This is a genomic window from Salinicola endophyticus (assembly GCF_003206575.1).
GTDB classification, from domain to species: Bacteria; Pseudomonadota; Gammaproteobacteria; order Pseudomonadales; family Halomonadaceae; genus Salinicola; species Salinicola endophyticus.
This window is the reverse complement of sequence record NZ_PZJO01000004.1, coordinates 616,158-632,656: the sequence shown is the minus strand read 5'-3', so window position 1 is coordinate 632,656 and position 16,499 is coordinate 616,158. Positions and strand designations below refer to the sequence as shown.

11 protein-coding genes are annotated in these 16,499 nt (G+C 68.5%); 1 reads left to right on the top strand and 10 read right to left on the bottom strand.

From position 1 onward, the window contains the following. Window positions 1-189 precede the first annotated feature (189 nt). The 4 genes from hrpA to DOM66_RS19585 all read right to left on the bottom strand — a co-directional run bounded on the left by hrpA (window position 190) and on the right by DOM66_RS19585 (window position 8,584). Complete coding sequence (hrpA, locus tag DOM66_RS12165) at window positions 190-4,179, bottom strand: ATP-dependent RNA helicase HrpA (protein ID WP_245392422.1); 3,990 nt, start codon at window positions 4,177-4,179, stop codon at window positions 190-192. Window positions 4,180-4,424: 245 nt separating this feature from the next. Continuing rightward, the gene (locus DOM66_RS12160; protein ID WP_110676170.1) at window positions 4,425-6,107 is read right to left on the bottom strand and encodes an AMP-binding protein; all 1,683 of its coding nucleotides are present in this window, start codon (window positions 6,105-6,107) and stop codon (window positions 4,425-4,427) included. An 85-nt stretch (window positions 6,108-6,192) separates the two neighbouring features. Then, window positions 6,193-7,989 (bottom strand): VWA domain-containing protein, encoded by a 1,797-nt coding sequence (locus DOM66_RS12155; RefSeq protein WP_157959041.1) that lies wholly within the window; start codon window positions 7,987-7,989, stop codon window positions 6,193-6,195. Between the two features lie 121 nt (window positions 7,990-8,110). Further along, the gene (locus DOM66_RS19585; protein WP_110676172.1) at window positions 8,111-8,584 is read right to left on the bottom strand and encodes a hypothetical protein; all 474 of its coding nucleotides are present in this window, start codon (window positions 8,582-8,584) and stop codon (window positions 8,111-8,113) included. 143 nt (window positions 8,585-8,727) lie between these two features. Between DOM66_RS19585 and DOM66_RS12150 the strand changes: the two genes are divergently transcribed. Then, the gene (locus DOM66_RS12150; protein ID WP_110690271.1) at window positions 8,728-10,827 is read left to right on the top strand and encodes a S9 family peptidase; all 2,100 of its coding nucleotides are present in this window, start codon (window positions 8,728-8,730) and stop codon (window positions 10,825-10,827) included. A gap of 90 nt (window positions 10,828-10,917) precedes the next feature. Here the strand turns inward: DOM66_RS12150 and DOM66_RS12145 are convergent, their stop codons facing one another. The 6 genes from DOM66_RS12145 to dnaX form a co-directional block, all read right to left on the bottom strand. Continuing rightward, complete coding sequence (locus DOM66_RS12145; RefSeq protein WP_232825236.1) at window positions 10,918-11,367, bottom strand: YcgN family cysteine cluster protein; 450 nt, start codon at window positions 11,365-11,367, stop codon at window positions 10,918-10,920. Next, window positions 11,360-11,671, bottom strand: a complete 312-nt coding sequence (locus DOM66_RS12140; protein WP_110676178.1) for a YcgL domain-containing protein — start codon at window positions 11,669-11,671, stop codon at window positions 11,360-11,362. Before DOM66_RS12140 ends, DOM66_RS12145 begins: the two co-directional genes overlap by 8 nt. Continuing rightward, complete coding sequence (locus tag DOM66_RS12135) at window positions 11,668-12,795, bottom strand: ribonuclease D (RefSeq protein WP_110676180.1); 1,128 nt, start codon at window positions 12,793-12,795, stop codon at window positions 11,668-11,670. The genes DOM66_RS12140 and DOM66_RS12135 overlap by 4 nt, the downstream gene beginning before the upstream one ends. A 139-nt stretch (window positions 12,796-12,934) precedes the next feature. Then, the gene (recR, locus tag DOM66_RS12130; protein ID WP_110676182.1) at window positions 12,935-13,540 is read right to left on the bottom strand and encodes a recombination mediator RecR; all 606 of its coding nucleotides are present in this window, start codon (window positions 13,538-13,540) and stop codon (window positions 12,935-12,937) included. Beyond that, window positions 13,540-13,866 carry a YbaB/EbfC family nucleoid-associated protein gene (locus tag DOM66_RS12125; protein WP_035473656.1) on the bottom strand — a complete coding sequence of 109 codons (327 nt, stop codon included), beginning with the start codon at window positions 13,864-13,866 and terminating at the stop codon, window positions 13,540-13,542. Before DOM66_RS12125 ends, recR begins: the two co-directional genes overlap by 1 nt. Window positions 13,867-13,950: 84 nt before the next feature. Then, a complete protein-coding gene (gene dnaX / locus DOM66_RS12120; protein WP_110690269.1) occupies window positions 13,951-16,326 on the bottom strand; it encodes a DNA polymerase III subunit gamma/tau in 2,376 nt (791 codons plus the stop codon). Between the last annotated feature and the right edge of the window lie 173 nt (window positions 16,327-16,499).

The following is a 16,499-nucleotide window of genomic DNA, read 5'->3' as shown; positions in this document are numbered from 1 at the left end:
TCGCTCCTTATGCGGCGATAGCCGCAGTCCCTCTCAGTAGTGCGGCGAGCGCCGCAATCCCTCTCGATGGCGCGGCGAACCCCGCGCTCCCTGTCGATATCGTGCGGCCAGCACCTTCTAGCGCCTGTACCCCGCGCCAACCCCTGCAAGGCATGATACGCCGGAGGCCAGTGCCGGGATGCAGCGGCCTCATACCGCCTGCCCGGTGATCTCCCGCCAGCGCCGCGCCAGGCGCTTCTCCGAGACGCTCTCGAGCGTGCCCAACTGCTGGGCGAACAGCGAGACCCGAAACTCCTGCAGCCACCAGCCGAACTCGATCAGCTCGGCGGCCACCACGCCTTCGCGCTGGGCCGCCTGGCAGCGGGCATCGAGTCGGCTCTCCCACTCCTGCACCTGCTGCATCGCCAGCTGATCGCGGCGGCGGTCGCGTGGCGCCTTCTCCAGCCGGATCTCGGCGGCCTGCATGTAGCGCGGATAGTGTTCGAGCCAGGGCCCGGCATCGCGCACGAAGCCCGGATAGACCAGGCGCTGCATCTGCGCCTTGAGGTCACTGTAGCTCAGGGCCAGGGCGAAACTGACATTACCCTTGAGCTGCTTGGTCACCGCCAGATGCCCCTTCAGCGCCTTGTGCAGGTCATCGAGCAACCGCTCGGCGTAGCCCACCAGATCGCCCCGCCACTGCTCGAGGCGCGCATCGAAAGCCTCGCTCGAACGCGGCAGCGGGTCAGCCGCGACGGTCTGCGCCAGCACCGCATCGATCACGTCCTGGGTGAGCTGCTCGCGCGTGCCCACCTTGGTGAACAGCAGCGCACACGCCTTGAGCTGCGGCAGCTCCCGCTGCAGGTAGCGCACCAGCTCCGGAAGGCGGCGGCGCGCCAGCGCCACCACGCCATCCCGGTGCGCCGCGGCGGCGCGCTCGGCGTGGTCGAACCAGGCGATCTGGAGCGCTTCGCCGGCAGGCACCAGGGCCGGATAGACTTCGACCTGGATCCCCGCCTGGCGGCTGGTACTGGAGTCGGGCAGCGGCGTCTGCGGCAGCGCCTCCAGGGTCTCGCTGGGCGCCTCCTGCTGCTGCGCCATGGCGCGCGCGCCGGCCGCCGCGGCATCACCGAAGCGCTCACGCAGGGCGGCCAGGTCGCGCCCCTCGCCCAGTACCTGGCCCTCGTGGTCGACCACCCGCAGATTCATCACCAGATGCGGTTCGAGCTGATCGAGCCGCCATGCCGAGGGCTCCAGGCGCACCCCGGTCTTGATCCTCAGGAACTCACCCAGTGCGACCTCCACCGGACGCGCATCGGGGGTCAGCGTCTGCAGCGCCGCATCGACCCAGTCGGGGATCGGCACCACCTGGCGCCGCAGCGGCTTGGGCAGCGCCTTGAGCAGCGCGATGCACTTGTCGCGCAACAGCCCCGGCACCAGCCACGACAGCCGCCCCTCCGGCAGCTGGGCCAGCATCACCGCGGGCACCGTGAGGGTCACGCCGTCGTCGCTCGCCCCCGGGGCGAAGTGATAGCTGAGCGGATAGCGCACGCCATTGAACACCAGCTCGTCGGGGTACTGCTCGACGCTGACGTCATCGGCCTCGCGCGCCATCAGCGCCGCCTTGTCGAGCTTCAGCAGCTCGGGCGTCTCGCGCTCGGCGCGCTTGCGCCAGGCTTCGAAGTCGCGCCCGCTGACGACCTCGGCGGGAATCCGCTCATCGTAGAACGCGAACAGGGTCTCCTCGTCGACCAGGATGTCACGCTTGCGCGCGCGGTCCTCCAGCTCCTCGACCTCCGCCACCATCGAGCGGTTGTGAGCGAAGAATGCCGCACGGGTCTCGAAGTCGCCCTCCACCAGCGCGCGCCGGATGAACAGCTCGCGCGCCTCCGCCGGCGCCACCTTGGCGTAGTCGACGCGCCGGCCGCTGACGATCGGCAGCCCGAACAGGGTGACCTGCTCCAGCGCCACCACCTGGGCGCGCTTGCGCTCCCAGTGTGGGTCGCTGTAGGCACGCTTGACCAGATGCCCCGCCTGGGGTTCGATCCACTCCGGCTTGATGCGCGCGCAGTCACGGGCAAACAGCCGACTGGTCTCGACCAGCTCACCGGCCATCACCCACTTGGGCGGTTTCTTGGCCAGCCCCGAGGCGGGATGGAGCATGAACTTGCGATTGCGCGCGCCGAGGAACTCACGGCTCTCCGGCTGCAGTTGGCCGAGATGCGAGAGCAGCCCGGCGAGCAGCGCCTGATGCAGGCGCGCCGCGTCCACCCTAGGTGCGGCCTCCTCCCCCTCGCCGGGCTGCATGGCACTGCTCGGTTCGAGCTTCATCTCGCGCACCAGCTGGCGCAGCTGGCGATAGGTATCGTGCCACTCGCGCAGGCGCAGGTAACTCAGGTACTGGTCACGGCACCAGCGCCGCAGCTGGCTGCCGGAGAGATCGTCGCGGGCCGCTTCGAAGCCCTGCCACAGATTGAGCCAGGCGACGAAGTCCGAATCGGGGTCATCCCACTGGCGGTGTTTCTGGTCGGCGGCCTGACGCTTCTCGGCCGGGCGCTCACGCGGGTCCTGGGTGGCCAGCGCACTGACCACGATCAGCGCCTCGCGCAGACAGCCGAACTGTTCGCCGGCCAGTACCATGCGTCCCAGCCGCGGATCGATCGGCAGCCGCGACAGGCGTCGCCCGGTGTCGGTCAGACGCTCGCCGCCGTCCACCGCGCCGAGTTCGAACAGCAGCCGGTAGCCATCCTTGACCACGCGCGGATCGGGGGCGTCGACGAAGGGAAAGTCGAGCACCTCGCCGAGCTTGAGCGAGAGCATCGACAGGATCACCGCCGCCAGGTTGGTACGCTGGATCTCGGGCTCGGTGAACTCGGGCCGGGAGAGGAAGTCCTCTTCGCTGTAGAGACGGATGCACACGCCCTCGGCGACACGCCCGCAGCGCCCCTTGCGCTGATCGGCACTGGCCTGGCTCACAGGCTCGATCGGCAGCCGCTGCACCTTGGCGCGGAAGCTGTAGCGGCTCATGCGCACCAGCCCCGGGTCGATCACATAGCGGATGCCCGGCACCGTCAACGAGGTCTCGGCGACGTTGGTCGACAGCACGATACGGCGCCCGGCATGGCTCTGGAAGACACGGTTCTGCTCGGCGTTGGAGAGCCGCGCGTAGAGCGGCAGGATCTCGGTGCTCTTGAGCTCTAGCCGGCGCAGCAGATCGGCGGTCTCGCGAATCTCGCGCTCCCCGGGCAGGAAGATCAGGATATCCCGCGGCCCCGAGTACCAGCGCTTGTCGCGCTCGATCTGCTCGATCTCCTCGACCGCCGCCAAGATACCCTCCTGCAGCGTCAGATCCTCCTCGTCGCGGGCTTCTCGCACCAGTGGGCGGTAGCGCACCTCGACCGGGTAGGCACGCCCGGAGACCTCGACCACCGGCGCCGGACACGGCTTGCCGTCGACCTCGCGGGCAAAGTGGCGCGATAGCCGGTCGACGTCGATGGTGGCGGAGGTGATGATGATCTTGAGATCTGGCCGGCGCGCGCTGAGGCGCTTGAGATAACCGAGCAGGAAGTCGATGTTGAGGCTGCGCTCATGGGCCTCGTCGATGATGATCGCATCGTAGCGCAGCAGGTCGGGGTCGTGCTGGGTCTCGGCCAGCAGAATACCGTCGGTCATCAGCTTGACCAGGGTGGTGTCGCTGCTCTGGTCGGTGAAGCGCACCTGATAACCGACCTGCTCGCCCAACGGCACCTCGAGCTCCTCCGCCAGCCGGGTAGCCACCGAGCGCGCCGCCAGCCGCCGCGGCTGGGTATGCCCGATCATGCCGCGCCGGCCCAGGCCCAGCTCGAGACACAGCTTGGGCAGCTGAGTGGTCTTGCCCGAGCCTGTCTCGCCGGCCACTACCACCACCTGATGCTCGCGCAGCGCCTCGAGGATCGTCTCGCGCCGCGCCGCCACCGGCAGCGACTCCGGATAGTCGAGGGTGACGCGCTGCTGGCGCCGGCGCTCGGCCTGCGCCTGTGAGGCATCGACCCGGGTCTCGATCTCGCCCAACGAGCGGTCGATCGGCTTGCCCTCGCGGGCGCGCCGTTCGAGCCGCGCCAGGCGCCCGCGCAGGGCATGGGCATCGCGCAGCAGACAGGCGTCGAGCCGTGCCTGCAATTGAGTCAGAGCTTGGGAAGCGTTGGCAGCGGTGGCGCTCAAGAGATCCTCGACATCGACAGTCCGGTGAAGTCCGCCGCAGTGTGGTGCCCCCACAAATATCATCCAATCATATCGGCCCATGGCGCCGCCATGCGGCGTTGCTCGTCGTTGCCATAGACCCCACTATGACGCCTCCTCACGCCTTGCCTGACAACACCATGCATCCGATATGTCTTTGCGTTACCTGTGGGACACCACGCTAGACCACGGCGAACCCACCATTGTAGCGCCGAAACTGCACTAACTCACGTCGAGGCCCCGCTATCGGCAGCCTGATGGCCATCGCGCAGCTCGCGCCGCAGTACCTTGCCGACGTTGCTCTTGGGCAGCTCGTCGCGCAGTTCGACGAACTTCGGCACCTTGTAGCCGGTCAGCTCCTTCTTGCACCACTGACGCAGCGCCTGGGGATCGAGCCCCTCATGACGCGCCACCACGAACAGCTTGATCGCCTCGCCGCTCTCCTCGTCGGGCACCCCCACCGCGGCGGCTTCGAGCACGTCCGGGTGCCCCACGACCACTTCCTCGATCTCGTTGGGGTAGACGTTGAACCCCGAGACCAGAATCATGTCCTTCTTGCGGTCGACGATCTTGACGTAGCCATCCTCCTGCACCACCGCCATGTCACCGGTGCGCAGCCAGCCATCGTCGCTGAGCGTCTTGGCGGTATCCTCCGGGCGATTCCAGTAGCCCTTCATCACCTGCGGCCCCTTGATGCACAACTCGCCACTCTCCCCCGGTGGCAGCGCGCGACCTTCGTCATCGACCACTCGCACCTCGGTGCCCGCCACCGGCCGGCCGATAGTGCCGATCTGCGGCGCCTCGGGCGGATTGACCAGGGCGATCGGCGAGGTCTCGGTCAAGCCGTAGCCCTCGACGATGCCGTTGCCGGTCACCTCCTGCCAGCGCTTGGCTGCAGCCTGGGTCAGCGCCATGCCACCGGAGATGGTGAACTTGAGCTGCGAGAAGTCGAGCGCCTTGAAGTCGTCGCGCTGGCACAGGGCGTTGAACAGGGTGTTGAGCCCGACGAAGACGCTGAACGGCGTCTGGGAGAGCGTCTTGACGAAGCCGGCAATGTCCCGCGGGTTGGGAATCAGCACGTTGTGCTGGCCGGTGGTCATCGCATACAGGCAGTTCACGGTGAAGGTGTAGATGTGATAGCACGGCAGCGGCGCAATGATCGTCTCGCGACCGTTCTCCAGCGTGTCGCCGAGCAGTTGCTGGGTCTGCAGCATGTTGGCGATCAGGTTGCGGTGCGTCAGCATCGCGCCCTTGGCCACCCCGGTGGTACCGCCGGTGTACTGCAGCACGGCGATCTCTTCATCCTGCCCCGACGCGACCGTGGCCGCAGGCCCACCACCGGCCAGGGTGCGCCGGAAATCGACCGCCTGGGGCAGCGAGTAGGCGGGCACCATCTTCTTGACCCGCCGCACCACGAAATTGATCAGCGCCCGCTTGGGCCAGTCGTGCAGGTCGCCCATTTCGGTGACCACCACATGGCGGATCTCGGTCTGGTCGAGCACGTTCTCGAGCTTCTGGGCCATGTTGGCCAGTACCACGATCGCCTTGGCCCCGGCGTCACGGAACTGATGGCGCATCTCGCGCTCGGTGTAGAGCGGATTGGTGTTGACGATCACCAGGCCGGCGCGCAGCGCGCCGAACACCGCCACCGGAAACTGCAGCACGTTGGGCAGCTGGATGGCGATGCGATCGCCCGGCTCGAGATCGGTGTGGGTCTGCAGCCAGGCAGCGAAGCGATCGGCGAGGCGATCGATATCGGCATAGCTCAGGGTCTTGCCCATGCAGCTGAACGCCGGTTTGTCGGCGTAGCGGCGACAGGCATCGGCGATGATGTCGTTGATCGAGTGAAAGGTCTCGAGACCCGTCAGGGGCACTCCGGATTCGACGTAAGCGTTCGCGCTGTCACCCATGGGATCTCCTTGATAAGCCTTGAATAACTCCCTTATATCAGGTTCCCCGCGCGACGGCGCTGCCACCAAGGTGGTAACAGCGCCTTTACAGGGAGGGCTCCGAGCGCCGCGCCCGACGTCGCCGGCTGGCGGCGCGACGCCAGCGTTCGAGCAGCAGCAGCAACACCAGCAGCGCGATCACGATCCAGGTGACCGGCCGCTGGGCATAACGCTCGACATAGGGGCGCGCAACCTGCCAGCCTTCGCGCGCCTTGGTCACGGCCGCATCGGCCATCTGCGACGCCGACAAGCCATCGGTGAAACTGTCGTCGCTACCACTGCCCAAACTATCGTCCTGCTCCCGCTGCTGGCTCTGCACCGCACGTGATAGATCGGCCCCGGTGAGCCCCACCGCGGCATCGGGGTTCAAACGCACGATGGGCAGGTCGAAGTGCAAGGTACGACCATCGAGGTCGGCCTCGGCGGAGATCGTCACCGGCAGCGAGGCATTGGGATCGGTACGCGGCACCTCTACCGCCCAGGTGCGCGCATCGAGGCGCTGGACCGTCAGCGGGCTGCCGGTGAGCTCGGCGCTGAGCCGCGTGTTGTCGGCATTGAGGTCGGGGTGGTTGGCACGGATCACGATGCGCGAGCCGTCCTGGCTGAGCTCGGCGCTGAGTGCCGCGACCACGTTGACCGCCTGCACCCGCTGGCGAATCAGGCGATCGCTGCGCGCGGTGATCACCAGGCGCGCGTTGCCCAGCTGCGCTGTGCCGGGCAGCTCACCGCGGAAGTGCCCCGCCTGGGGCGATAGCGTCGTCTGCGCCAGCAGATTGCCATCGAGGTCACGCAGCTCGGCACGCACCGTGAGCCCGGCCGGTAGCGCATCGCCCTCCAGACGCTGACCCTGCGCTTCCAGCCACACATCCAGCGGCGTCGTGAAACCGCGGTAGAGGGTCGCCGGCAGCGCCGCACTGCGCAGCGCGATATCGGCACGAATGCCGATCCGACTGTCGCCGCCGATGGCGCCCTCGATCCGCCACTCGCCGGGCGTCGGATCGGGCACCTTGATCAGATCGTAGCGGTCGCTGCTCTGCCACTCGACCCGACCGGGATGGTCGTCGCGGGAATAGCGCTGGCCATCGGGGCCGATCAGTACCGGCGAGCCGGCCTCCGGCGCGTGGAACAGCAGCGCGTTGAAGGCCTGGATATCGTCATCGACGGTGAAGCGCTGCTGCGCATCGATGGGCACCTGGTCTCCCGGCAGGATACGGTCGAGCACGTCGAGGAAGGCGCGCAGCAACTGATCCGGCGTATCGGCCACCACCGCCAGACCGCCGGTGGTCTGCGCCACCTGCTCGAGCAGCGGCAGGTCGACGTTGCGCGACAGCGCGATCAGATGGACGGCCACCCCCTCTGCCGCCAGCTTGGGCGCCAGCTCGGTGATGACCCGCTGCCGCGAGGCCGCGTCCTGCTGTCGCTTGTCGCCGCCGGTAGCGGGCAGGTCGATCATGCCGTCGGTGAGCAGGATCAGATGGCGATTGGGCCCCTGGGGCGGCGCGGCGGCGGCGCGGGTCAGGGCCCGCTCGATATCGGTGAACTGCTGGTAGTCGGTGAGCTGCGGCATCAGCTGGCTCACCCGCTGACGCCAGGCATCGTCGACCCCGGCATCGGGAACCGGGTTGGCCACGGTGGTACCGAAGGTCCAGATGGAGCCGCGCGCCTCCTGCGGCAGCAGGATCGCGGCGAGATCCAGCGCGTTGGCGCGCAGGTTGCTGGGGTCGTTCTGCTTCATGCTGCCGGAGACATCGACCACGATTCTGACGTCCGGTGCCGTCTGCGCCAGCACCCAGCCCGGCAGCAGACCGAACAGACATACCAGCCATACCCTCAACGCACGCATGCCGCGCTTCCTTCTTTGCCACCCGGCTCCGGCGCTGGCGTGCGCACGAAACCCTGTCCAAAAAAAGCGCCGGCGCGACTCCGCCCCGGCCGCCCACTGAAGCCCCGCAGGCGAGGCCGAATCAGCCGACCATCGGTTCGCGGCGACCGCCACCCTTGCCACGCCCACCCGTCTTTTTGGTGGCGGCAGCACGGGTGGCACCCGACGGCTGTCTGCCGCCGCGGCCACCGGAGCGATCCTCGTCATCGCCGCGGCGACGCAGTCTGCGCCACGCCAGCGCGCCGACGACCGCACCGAGCGCCGCCCCCAGCAGTAGCAGCGGCAGCGCACCGAAGACCTGACTACTGTCGTGTTGCAGCACCCCTACCGCCATCACCACGATGGCCGGGGCCAGACCGGAGTAGGTCTCCCCCGGCTGCAACAGTGGCAGGGTGAAGGGGGCGACCATCCACAGCGCCCCGGCGACCACGCCGACCAGCACCAGACGCGGCAACAGCGGCAACAGCCGCACCCCCAGATAGCCGGTGACCAGAACCACACAGGAGAGGGCAGCGTAGCTCAGCCACAGCTGCGGCAGGGAATCGGAAAACAGCATGATGACGACTCTCGATTCGAACGGTTTGGGACATGGTACACTCCCCGCCTGGAAAGCACAGCCGCCCGGGGTCCGTGCCAGAGGGTCGGGTCGCGGCGGCGTTCTCGCCATGCGACTTACCCACCCGAGCAGCCCGATCGCCTATGCCCCGCGCCCAGACCCCCGAGCCCTCCCCCGTCAGCCACTTCCGCCGTGACGACGACCCCGCCTGGCACTGGCTGGAGTCACGCGACGACCCTCAGGTGAAGGCCTTCCTGCGCGCCGCCAACCGCCAGAGCGACGGCTTCTTCGCGCCGCTGAAGCCCCTCGAGGATGCGCTCTACGACGGTCATCTGGCGCGCCGCGAACTCGCCGTCACCGGGTTGCCGACCACGCTCAGCCACTACCGCTACTGGAGCGAGACCGCCGCCGACGCCGACTATCCGCGCTGGTGGCGCCAGGCATGCCACGCTGATGCTGACGTCGGCCCCGAACTGATCCTCGATCTGCAGGCGCGGGCCGCCGATCACGCCTTTCTCGAGCTCGGCGACATGGCGCTCTCCCCCGACGAAGGCTGGCTGGCCTGGACCGAGGACGTCAGTGGCAACGAGTTCTTCGGTCTCTATCTCAAGCAGTTGCCGGACGGCGAACCGCGCCGGCTGCGCCGGCGTCTGGGGCCGGAGCTTTTATGGGCCGAGGACAATCGTACCCTGCTCTTTACCCGCTACGACGCCACCCAGCGCCCCGCCAGCGTCTGGCGGCTATGCGTGGAGAGCGACCGCTGCGCCAAGCTGTTCGAAGAGCCCGACGTCGAGTTCTGGGTCGGCGTGGGCAAGACCCGCTCGCGCCAGTGGCTGGTGATCGAGACCGCCTCCAAGGACACCGCCGAGTGCCATCTGATCCCCGCCGCCGAGCCCGAGCGCGCACCGCGCTGCGTGCGCCCGCGGGAAAGCGGCATCGAGTACGGCATCGACCACCGCGGTGACACATTCTATGTGCTGCACAATCGCGATGCTGCCCACTTCCGCCTCGATACCGCTCCGGTGAGTGCGCCCGATCAGTGGCAGCCGCTGGTGGGGCATCGCGAGGATGTCACCCTCGAGGGCGTCGACGCCTTCGCCTGGGGCCTGATGCTCACCGAACGCGACCACCACGAGGCCCAGGTCTATCTGCGCGCGATCGAACTCACGCCGGGCACTGACACCAGCGCTGCCGCTGACGTACCCGGCTATCGCCTGCCGCTGCCGGAGGCGCCATGCAGCCTGGCACTGGGTGACACACCGGACTTCCACGCCCGCCGCCTGCGCCTGCGCGAGGAGTCGTTCACACTCCCCGTGCGCTGGGTCGAGCACGATCTCGACAGCGGCGAGCAGCGCCTGCTCAAGCGTCAGACACTGCACGGCGACCTGCAGCCGGCGCAGTTGACCTGCCGCCGCCTGTGGGCGAAGGGCCACGACGGCGAGCGCATCCCGGTCTCGGTGGTCGCCCGCGCCGACCTGCTGGGGCAGACGCCGATGCCGACCCTGCTCTACGGCTACGGCGCCTATGGTGAGGTGCTCGACCCCTGGTTCTCGGTGGCCCGGCTCGAGCTGCTCGCGCGCGGGGTCGCCTTCGCCGTGGCCCACGTGCGCGGCGGCGGCGACCGCGGCGAGCCTTGGTACCTGGCCGGCAAGCTGGAGCACAAGGAGAACAGCTTCCGCGACTTCCTCGCCGCACGCCACGCCCTGGTCGACTCAGGCCTCGCCGCCCCCGAGCGTATCGCCGCCTACGGCGCCAGCGCCGGCGGCCTGCTGGTCGGCGCCAGCCTCAACCTGGAGCCGACCGCGTTCTGCGCCGCGGTCCTCGACGTACCCTTCGTCGACGTGCTGCGCACCATGGAGAATCCCGACCTGCCGTTGACCACGGCGGAGTACACCGAGTGGGGCAACCCCGAGGAGCCCGCCGCGCGTCGGCGCATTCGCAACTATTCGCCGCTGGACAACCTGACCCCGCAGCCCTACCCCAGTGTGCTGCTGCAGGGCAGCTGGCACGACTCCCGGGTCCCCTACTGGGAACCGGCCAAGCTCTATGCACGCATGACCGAGCTCGACAGCGCCCGCGGCCCGGTGCTGCTGCGCACCGATATGGCAGCCGGTCACGGCGGCGCCTCCGGGCGCTTCAAGGCGTGGCGCGACAACGCCCGCCAGGACGCCTTCCTGCTGTGGGCCCTGGGCGTCGCAGAGCCGCAGGTGTCACCGGGTGAGCCGCAGCAGGAAGCCGAGTGAAATGCGAATACGGCCGGCCCCACGGGCCGGCCGCAGCAGGAGGCGATGACCCGTGGGTTCGCAGGGCAGCCAGAGATGCTGAGGGAGGGGTCAGTCGCGTAGCGGCAGGATATCGATGATGTGCGCTTCGTAGTCCGCCTCGTCGACCTCGCGCTCACTCACCGCGAAGTGGCGCACGCTCATGCCACGGGCGTGCATGCGCCGATCGTCGCCGCTGCGCAACGGGTGCCAGCTGGCCAGCTTGCGCCCCTCGGACAGGCGGCGATAGGCGCAGCTGTGCGGCAACCAGTGGAACTCATCGAGATTGGCGAGACTGAGCTGGGTACACTCCGGCACCCGCTCGAAGCGGTGGGCATAGTCGCCGCAGCGGCAACTGTCGATATCAAGCAGGCGGCAGGCGACATTGAGCGTGGCCACGTCGCCGCTCTCCGGGTGCTCCATCTTGACCAGGCAGCACTTGCCACAGCCGTCGCACAGCGCCTCCCACTCCTGCGGCGTCAGCTCCTCGAGCGTGAACCGTTCCCAGAATCGCTCACGCATGGGGCGGCTCATCCCTATCGCGGGGAGTGAACAGATCGAGCAGATAGCCCTCCTTGGCCGGAGGCATCTGCAGATAGAAACCCTGAGCGCGGATCGCCGCCATCACTTGGTGGACATCGACCCGAGCCAGCGGCCGCTCGGCGCGCAGCAGCAGGGTCATCACCGGCAGCGGGCGGCCGAAGCGCTCGCGCAGCGCCTCCGGCACCGCCGCCATGCCCTGCGCCTTGTCGAGATAAAGATACATCTCGTCGAGGCGGGCGCTCTTGACCACTTCACACAGCAGATGCCGCTCGCTGTCGCTCATGCCGCCCCCTCCAGCTCGGCCAGCGCGGTGCGCCAGGGGGCCGCCAGGCATTCACCCCGCCAGCCGCCGGGCAGCGGCAGCGCCTGGCCACCGAGGTGCGCCGCCGCGATCGCCTCCATCTCGGCGCGATTGGAGAGCCGCTCCGGCGCCAGTCCCAGCGCCGCGGCACGCTCGCCGACCACCTGCTTGAGCGCCTTCATGCGCCGCTTGAAGGCCGGCGCGGTGGGTACCGGGGGCGGTGTCGGCAGCGTCTCCTCGTCGGCGTGCTGCGCCTGTTTGACCAGCGCCAGCAGCGCATCCCCTTCACGCTTGACCAGCGCCGGCGTCACACCGTCGGCCGCGGCCAGCTCAAAACGGTTGGCGGGCATCGCCTCGGCGATCGCCAACAGCAGTCCATCCTTGGCCAGCCACCCCCGCGGCGTATCGCGACGGCGCACCTCCGCCTCGCGCCAGCGCGTCATCAGACGGTAGGCCTCGACCTGACGCGGCGTCAGCCGCCACAGCTGACGCTGACGCAGATACCAGCGCTCGCCGGCATTGACGTCGCGCCCGGCGCCGAGCGCAGCGCACTCCTCGTAAAGCCACGCCAGCCGCCCCTGCGCCTCCAGCGCCTGGCGCTGCTGCGACCAGATCTCGGGCAGGAAATAGACGTCGAGCGCCGCGTAGTCGAGCTGCGCCGCACTCAGCGGACGCTCGAGCCAGTTGGAGCGGGTCTCCTCCTTGGGCAGATCGACCCCACAGCGCGCCTGTACCAGCCCGCGATAGCCGATCGCCGCCGACTCACCCAGCAGCGACTCGGCGACCTGGGTGTCGATGAGCGGCGCGACCTCGACCCCGGCCCACAGCGCCAGCACCTCGAGATCCTCGCTGCAGGCGTGGATCAGCTTGGGCGCACCGCCGGCGAGCAGCGCACGCAGCGCCTCGTCCGCCGCCACCGCCTGGGGATCGATGAGATAGATACGCTCGCCGGCGCTGAGCTGCACCAGTGCCGGCACCGGGTAGAAACTGGTCTCGCGGAAGAACTCGGTGTCCAGCGCCAGCACCTCGGCGTCGGCCAGGGCGGCACAGGCGGCGGCGAGACCCGCCGGCGTATCGATCCATTCAATGGGAGTGTCGACAGTCATTCGGACTCTTTCATGGTTGAGCGCGTCACGGCCGCGGCCGCGTTACGTGTGAAGACGCTGGATACGGCAAGATGCGGCGTGGCGCAAAGCCCCGCCGCCATCCAGGCGGCACCCGCGGAGGGGTCGCACGGGGCACGACTCACTCGCGGGCGAAGGGCTGGCGCCCGAGGAAGGCGCGACTGAGCGTGCCGCCATCGACATACTCGAGCTCCCCGCCCATGGGCACCCCGTAGGCCAGGCGCGAGAGCTTGGCCGCCTGCCCCACCAGATGTTCGGCGATATAGTGCGCGGTTGCCTCGCCCTCGACCGTGGGGTTGGTGGCGAGAATCACCTCATCGACCGTCTCTGCCGCCAACCGCGCTTCCAGTTGATCGAGACCGATATCGTCGGGACCAATACCGTCGAGCGGCGAAAGGTGGCCATGCAGCACGAAGTACTGGCCGCGATAGCCGCCAGCCTGTTCGATCGCCAGCATGTCGGCCGGCGACTCGACCACGCACAGCAGCCGCGGGTCGCGTCGCGCGTCCTGACACACGCCGCACAGCGTCTCTTCGGTCAGGGTGCGGCAGCGCTCGCAGTAGCCGACCGACTCCACCGCCTGCACCAGGGCCTCGGCCAGCCGGCGGCCACCGTCACGGTCACGTTCGAGCAGATGCAGCGCCATACGCTGGGCAGTCTTGGGTCCGACTCCCGGCAGCACGCGCAGGCTCTCCAGCAGCTGTTCGACCAGCGGCGAAAAGCTCATCAGAACGGCAGCTTCATGCCCGGCGGCAGATTGAGGCCGGAGGAGACCTCTTCCATGCGTGACTTGGACTGGCTCTCCACCTTGCGCGACGCGTCATTGACCGCGGCGGCGAGCAGGTCCTCGAGCAGCTCCTTGTCTTCCTGCATCAGCGAGGGATCGATCTCGACCCGGCTGACGTCATGCCGACCATTCATGGTGACCTTGATCATGCCGGCACCAGCTTCGCCCGAGACTTCCATCTGGGCGATCTCTTCCTGCACCTGCTGCATCTTTTCCTGCATTTCCTGAGCCTGCTTCATCAGGTTGCCCATGCCACCTTTGAACATCTCGCACTCCTTGGAACGACGTTGGGATCGATTGAAACGGGAAACTTCGGGCCACACCGGCAGTTGCGGCGGCCACTCATCAGTTCAGACCCGGTCGCTGGTCACACTCTCTTCCAGCAGACGGGCGCCGAAGCGCGACTCCAGCTCCTGAACGTGCGGGTCGCCGCGCAGCGCTTCAACCGCTTGCGCATGACGCTCGCGCGCTTCACGGTCGCGCTTGTCGCGGGCGGTCTCCAGGCGACCATCGAGCGGCCCCACCTCGATCGCCACACGACGCGCGAAGCCTTGGGCCGCGAGCGCCTTGGTGATGCGTTCGACATGCATCTCGGAGAGAATCGCCGACTGCCCCGGATCGAGTGTCAGCGCCAGGGTCTGGCCATCGTCGTGGGTCACCACGCAGTGCGCAGCGAGATTACGGGTCAGACCGCCGATCTCCAGCGTATCGAAGCGCTCGAGCCAGGCCGCATGCGTCAGATGCTCCCCCGCCGCGGCGGGCGCCATGGCCGCAGTGGCACTCGCCGCTACCGGCTGGCGCTCTTCGTCAGCTTCCACCGCTGTTGGCTCAGGCGTCGCCTGCCAGTCGGCATAGGCGGCTTCGGCGGCGGCCTGGTCCTGGGCTAAATCGGCGTCGTCGAAGTCGGGGTCGGCATCCCAGGCCCCCGCGGATGCGGGCTCGGCATCCGCGGCGATCGGCGCCGCGGGCTCATGGGCGGCCGACGACATCGACGGCTCTCCCCCTGCAACTGGTGTCGAGGCCGACGAGTCCACAGCCGGCGTCGCGGCAGATAACGCTGCGGCCGGTACTGGGTCCGATGAAGCACCCGCTGACGCTGGCTCGACCGTCCAGGGCGGCGTATCCCCTGCCTGCCCGGGCGCCGGAGCGGCGGTTGCGGCGGTTGCGGCGGACGCCGGCACCTGCGCCTGGGGTGCGGCGGCTCGAGACGGCGCCGCCGCCGGGGTCCCGGGTGTTGCATCCACGGCCGGCATCGGGGCCGGTGAATCGACGGCCGGTGTCGGGGCCGATGAATCCACGGCCTGCGTCGTGGCAGATGGCGCGCCATTTTCCGATTGCTCGACCGCCCAGGGCGGCGAGTCCGCCGCCGGGGCCGGCTGGGGCGACGCCGCAGCGGGCTCGGCGTGGGCGAGTGTCTGCGCCGGAGGCGCGACACGCGTAGATGGCGCTGCCGATGTCTCGGGCGTCGACTCCACGGCCGGCGTCGGGGCCGATGCATCGACAGCCGGCGTCGGCGCCGGAGAGCTGGCCGTCGAGGCAGGAGCCGATGGCGCAGCGGCAGGCGCTGCCGGGGCGCTTCCAGACTGGCTCGAAGGCTGTTCGCCGCGCAGCGGCAGATCGGTCTGCGGCGGCGTCGGCACCCCCTGGGGGCGGAAGGCCAGCATCCGCAACAGGGTCATCTCCAGGGCCGTGCGGGTATCCGGCGCGTTGTCGATATCGCCGCGACCCTGCAGCGCGATCTGGTAATAGAGCTGGACATCTTCGGCGGTGAAGCGCGAGGCCATGGCCAACAGCTGATCACGATCGCCATGGCCGTTGTCGAGGGCGCTGGGCACCATCTGGGCGATGGCGAGGCGATGCATCAGCCCGGCGATCTCATCGAGAATCCCGGCGAAATCGGGCCCCTGCTCGGCCAGCGCTGCGACCTCCGCCAGCAGCCGCTCGGCATCCACCTCCGCCAGCGCCTCGGCCAGTGCCAGCAGGTGCGCATGATCGAGCGTCCCCAGCATCGCCGCGACGTCGCCGCGACGGATCTCACCCTGGCCGAAGGCGATCGCCTGATCGGTGAGACTCAGGGCATCGCGCATCGAGCCATCGGCGGCCTTGCCCAGCAGCCACAGCGCCGGCGGTTCGAAGGCCACCTGCTCCGCCTCGAGTACCCGGGTCAGATGCTCGACCACCCGCTCCGGTGGCATGTTCTTGAGCGTGAACTGTAGACAGCGCGACAGCACCGTGACCGGCAGTTTCTGCGGATCGGTGGTGGCGAGCAGGAACTTCACGTGCGGCGGCGGCTCTTCCAGCGTCTTCAACAGGGCGTTGAAGCTGTGGGTAGAGAGCATGTGCACTTCGTCGATCAGATAGACCTTGAAGCGGCCCTGGGTCGGCGCGTACTGCACGTTGTCGAGCAGTTCGCGGGTGTCTTCGACCTTGGTCCGCGAGGCGGCATCGACCTCGATCAGATCGACGAAGCGGCCATCGTCGATATCCCGGCAGGTCTGGCACACGCCGCAGGGCGTCGATCCTACGCCCTGCTCGCAGTTGAGGCACTTGGCGAGAATACGCGCCAGGGTCGTCTTGCCGACCCCTCGCGTCCCGGTGAACAGATAGGCGTGGTGCAGCCGCCCCTGGTCGAGTGCGTTGACCAGCGCCCGACTGACATGATCCTGCCCCACCAGCTCGTGGAAGGTGCGAGGACGCCATTTGCGGGCCAAAACCTGATAACTCATGCGACGCGAAATTCCTTGGGGCTGGGCGAGACCNNCGCCGAGCGCCGACACATACGCAAGCACGCGCCAGCGCAGTGGGAACACCCGGCCCGAGACGCGATGCAGGTCGTGCCAGCGTTCAGAAAGCCAAAAAACCCGGGCAAACACAGCCAACCGGTGCGACAACGCCCGCC

What these genes read in the sequence shown, in the direction of transcription:
- DOM66_RS12160 (WP_110676170.1), bottom strand. Translation starts at nt 6,107, where the DNA reads ATGGGTGACAGCGCGAACGCTTACGTCGAATCCGGAGTGCCCCTGACG.
- DOM66_RS12155 (WP_157959041.1), bottom strand. Translation starts at nt 7,989, where the DNA reads ATGCGTGCGTTGAGGGTATGGCTGGTATGTCTGTTCGGTCTGCTGCCG.
- DOM66_RS19585 (WP_110676172.1), bottom strand. Translation starts at nt 8,584, where the DNA reads ATGCTGTTTTCCGATTCCCTGCCGCAGCTGTGGCTGAGCTACGCTGCC.
- DOM66_RS12150 (WP_110690271.1), top strand. Translation starts at nt 8,728, where the DNA reads ATGCCCCGCGCCCAGACCCCCGAGCCCTCCCCCGTCAGCCACTTCCGC.
- DOM66_RS12145 (WP_232825236.1), bottom strand. Translation starts at nt 11,367, where the DNA reads ATGCGTGAGCGATTCTGGGAACGGTTCACGCTCGAGGAGCTGACGCCG.
- DOM66_RS12140 (WP_110676178.1), bottom strand. Translation starts at nt 11,671, where the DNA reads ATGAGCGACAGCGAGCGGCATCTGCTGTGTGAAGTGGTCAAGAGCGCC.
- DOM66_RS12135 (WP_110676180.1), bottom strand. Translation starts at nt 12,795, where the DNA reads ATGACTGTCGACACTCCCATTGAATGGATCGATACGCCGGCGGGTCTC.
- recR (WP_110676182.1), bottom strand. Translation starts at nt 13,540, where the DNA reads ATGAGCTTTTCGCCGCTGGTCGAACAGCTGCTGGAGAGCCTGCGCGTG.
- DOM66_RS12125 (WP_035473656.1), bottom strand. Translation starts at nt 13,866, where the DNA reads ATGTTCAAAGGTGGCATGGGCAACCTGATGAAGCAGGCTCAGGAAATG.
- dnaX (WP_110690269.1), bottom strand. Translation starts at nt 16,326, where the DNA reads ATGAGTTATCAGGTTTTGGCCCGCAAATGGCGTCCTCGCACCTTCCAC.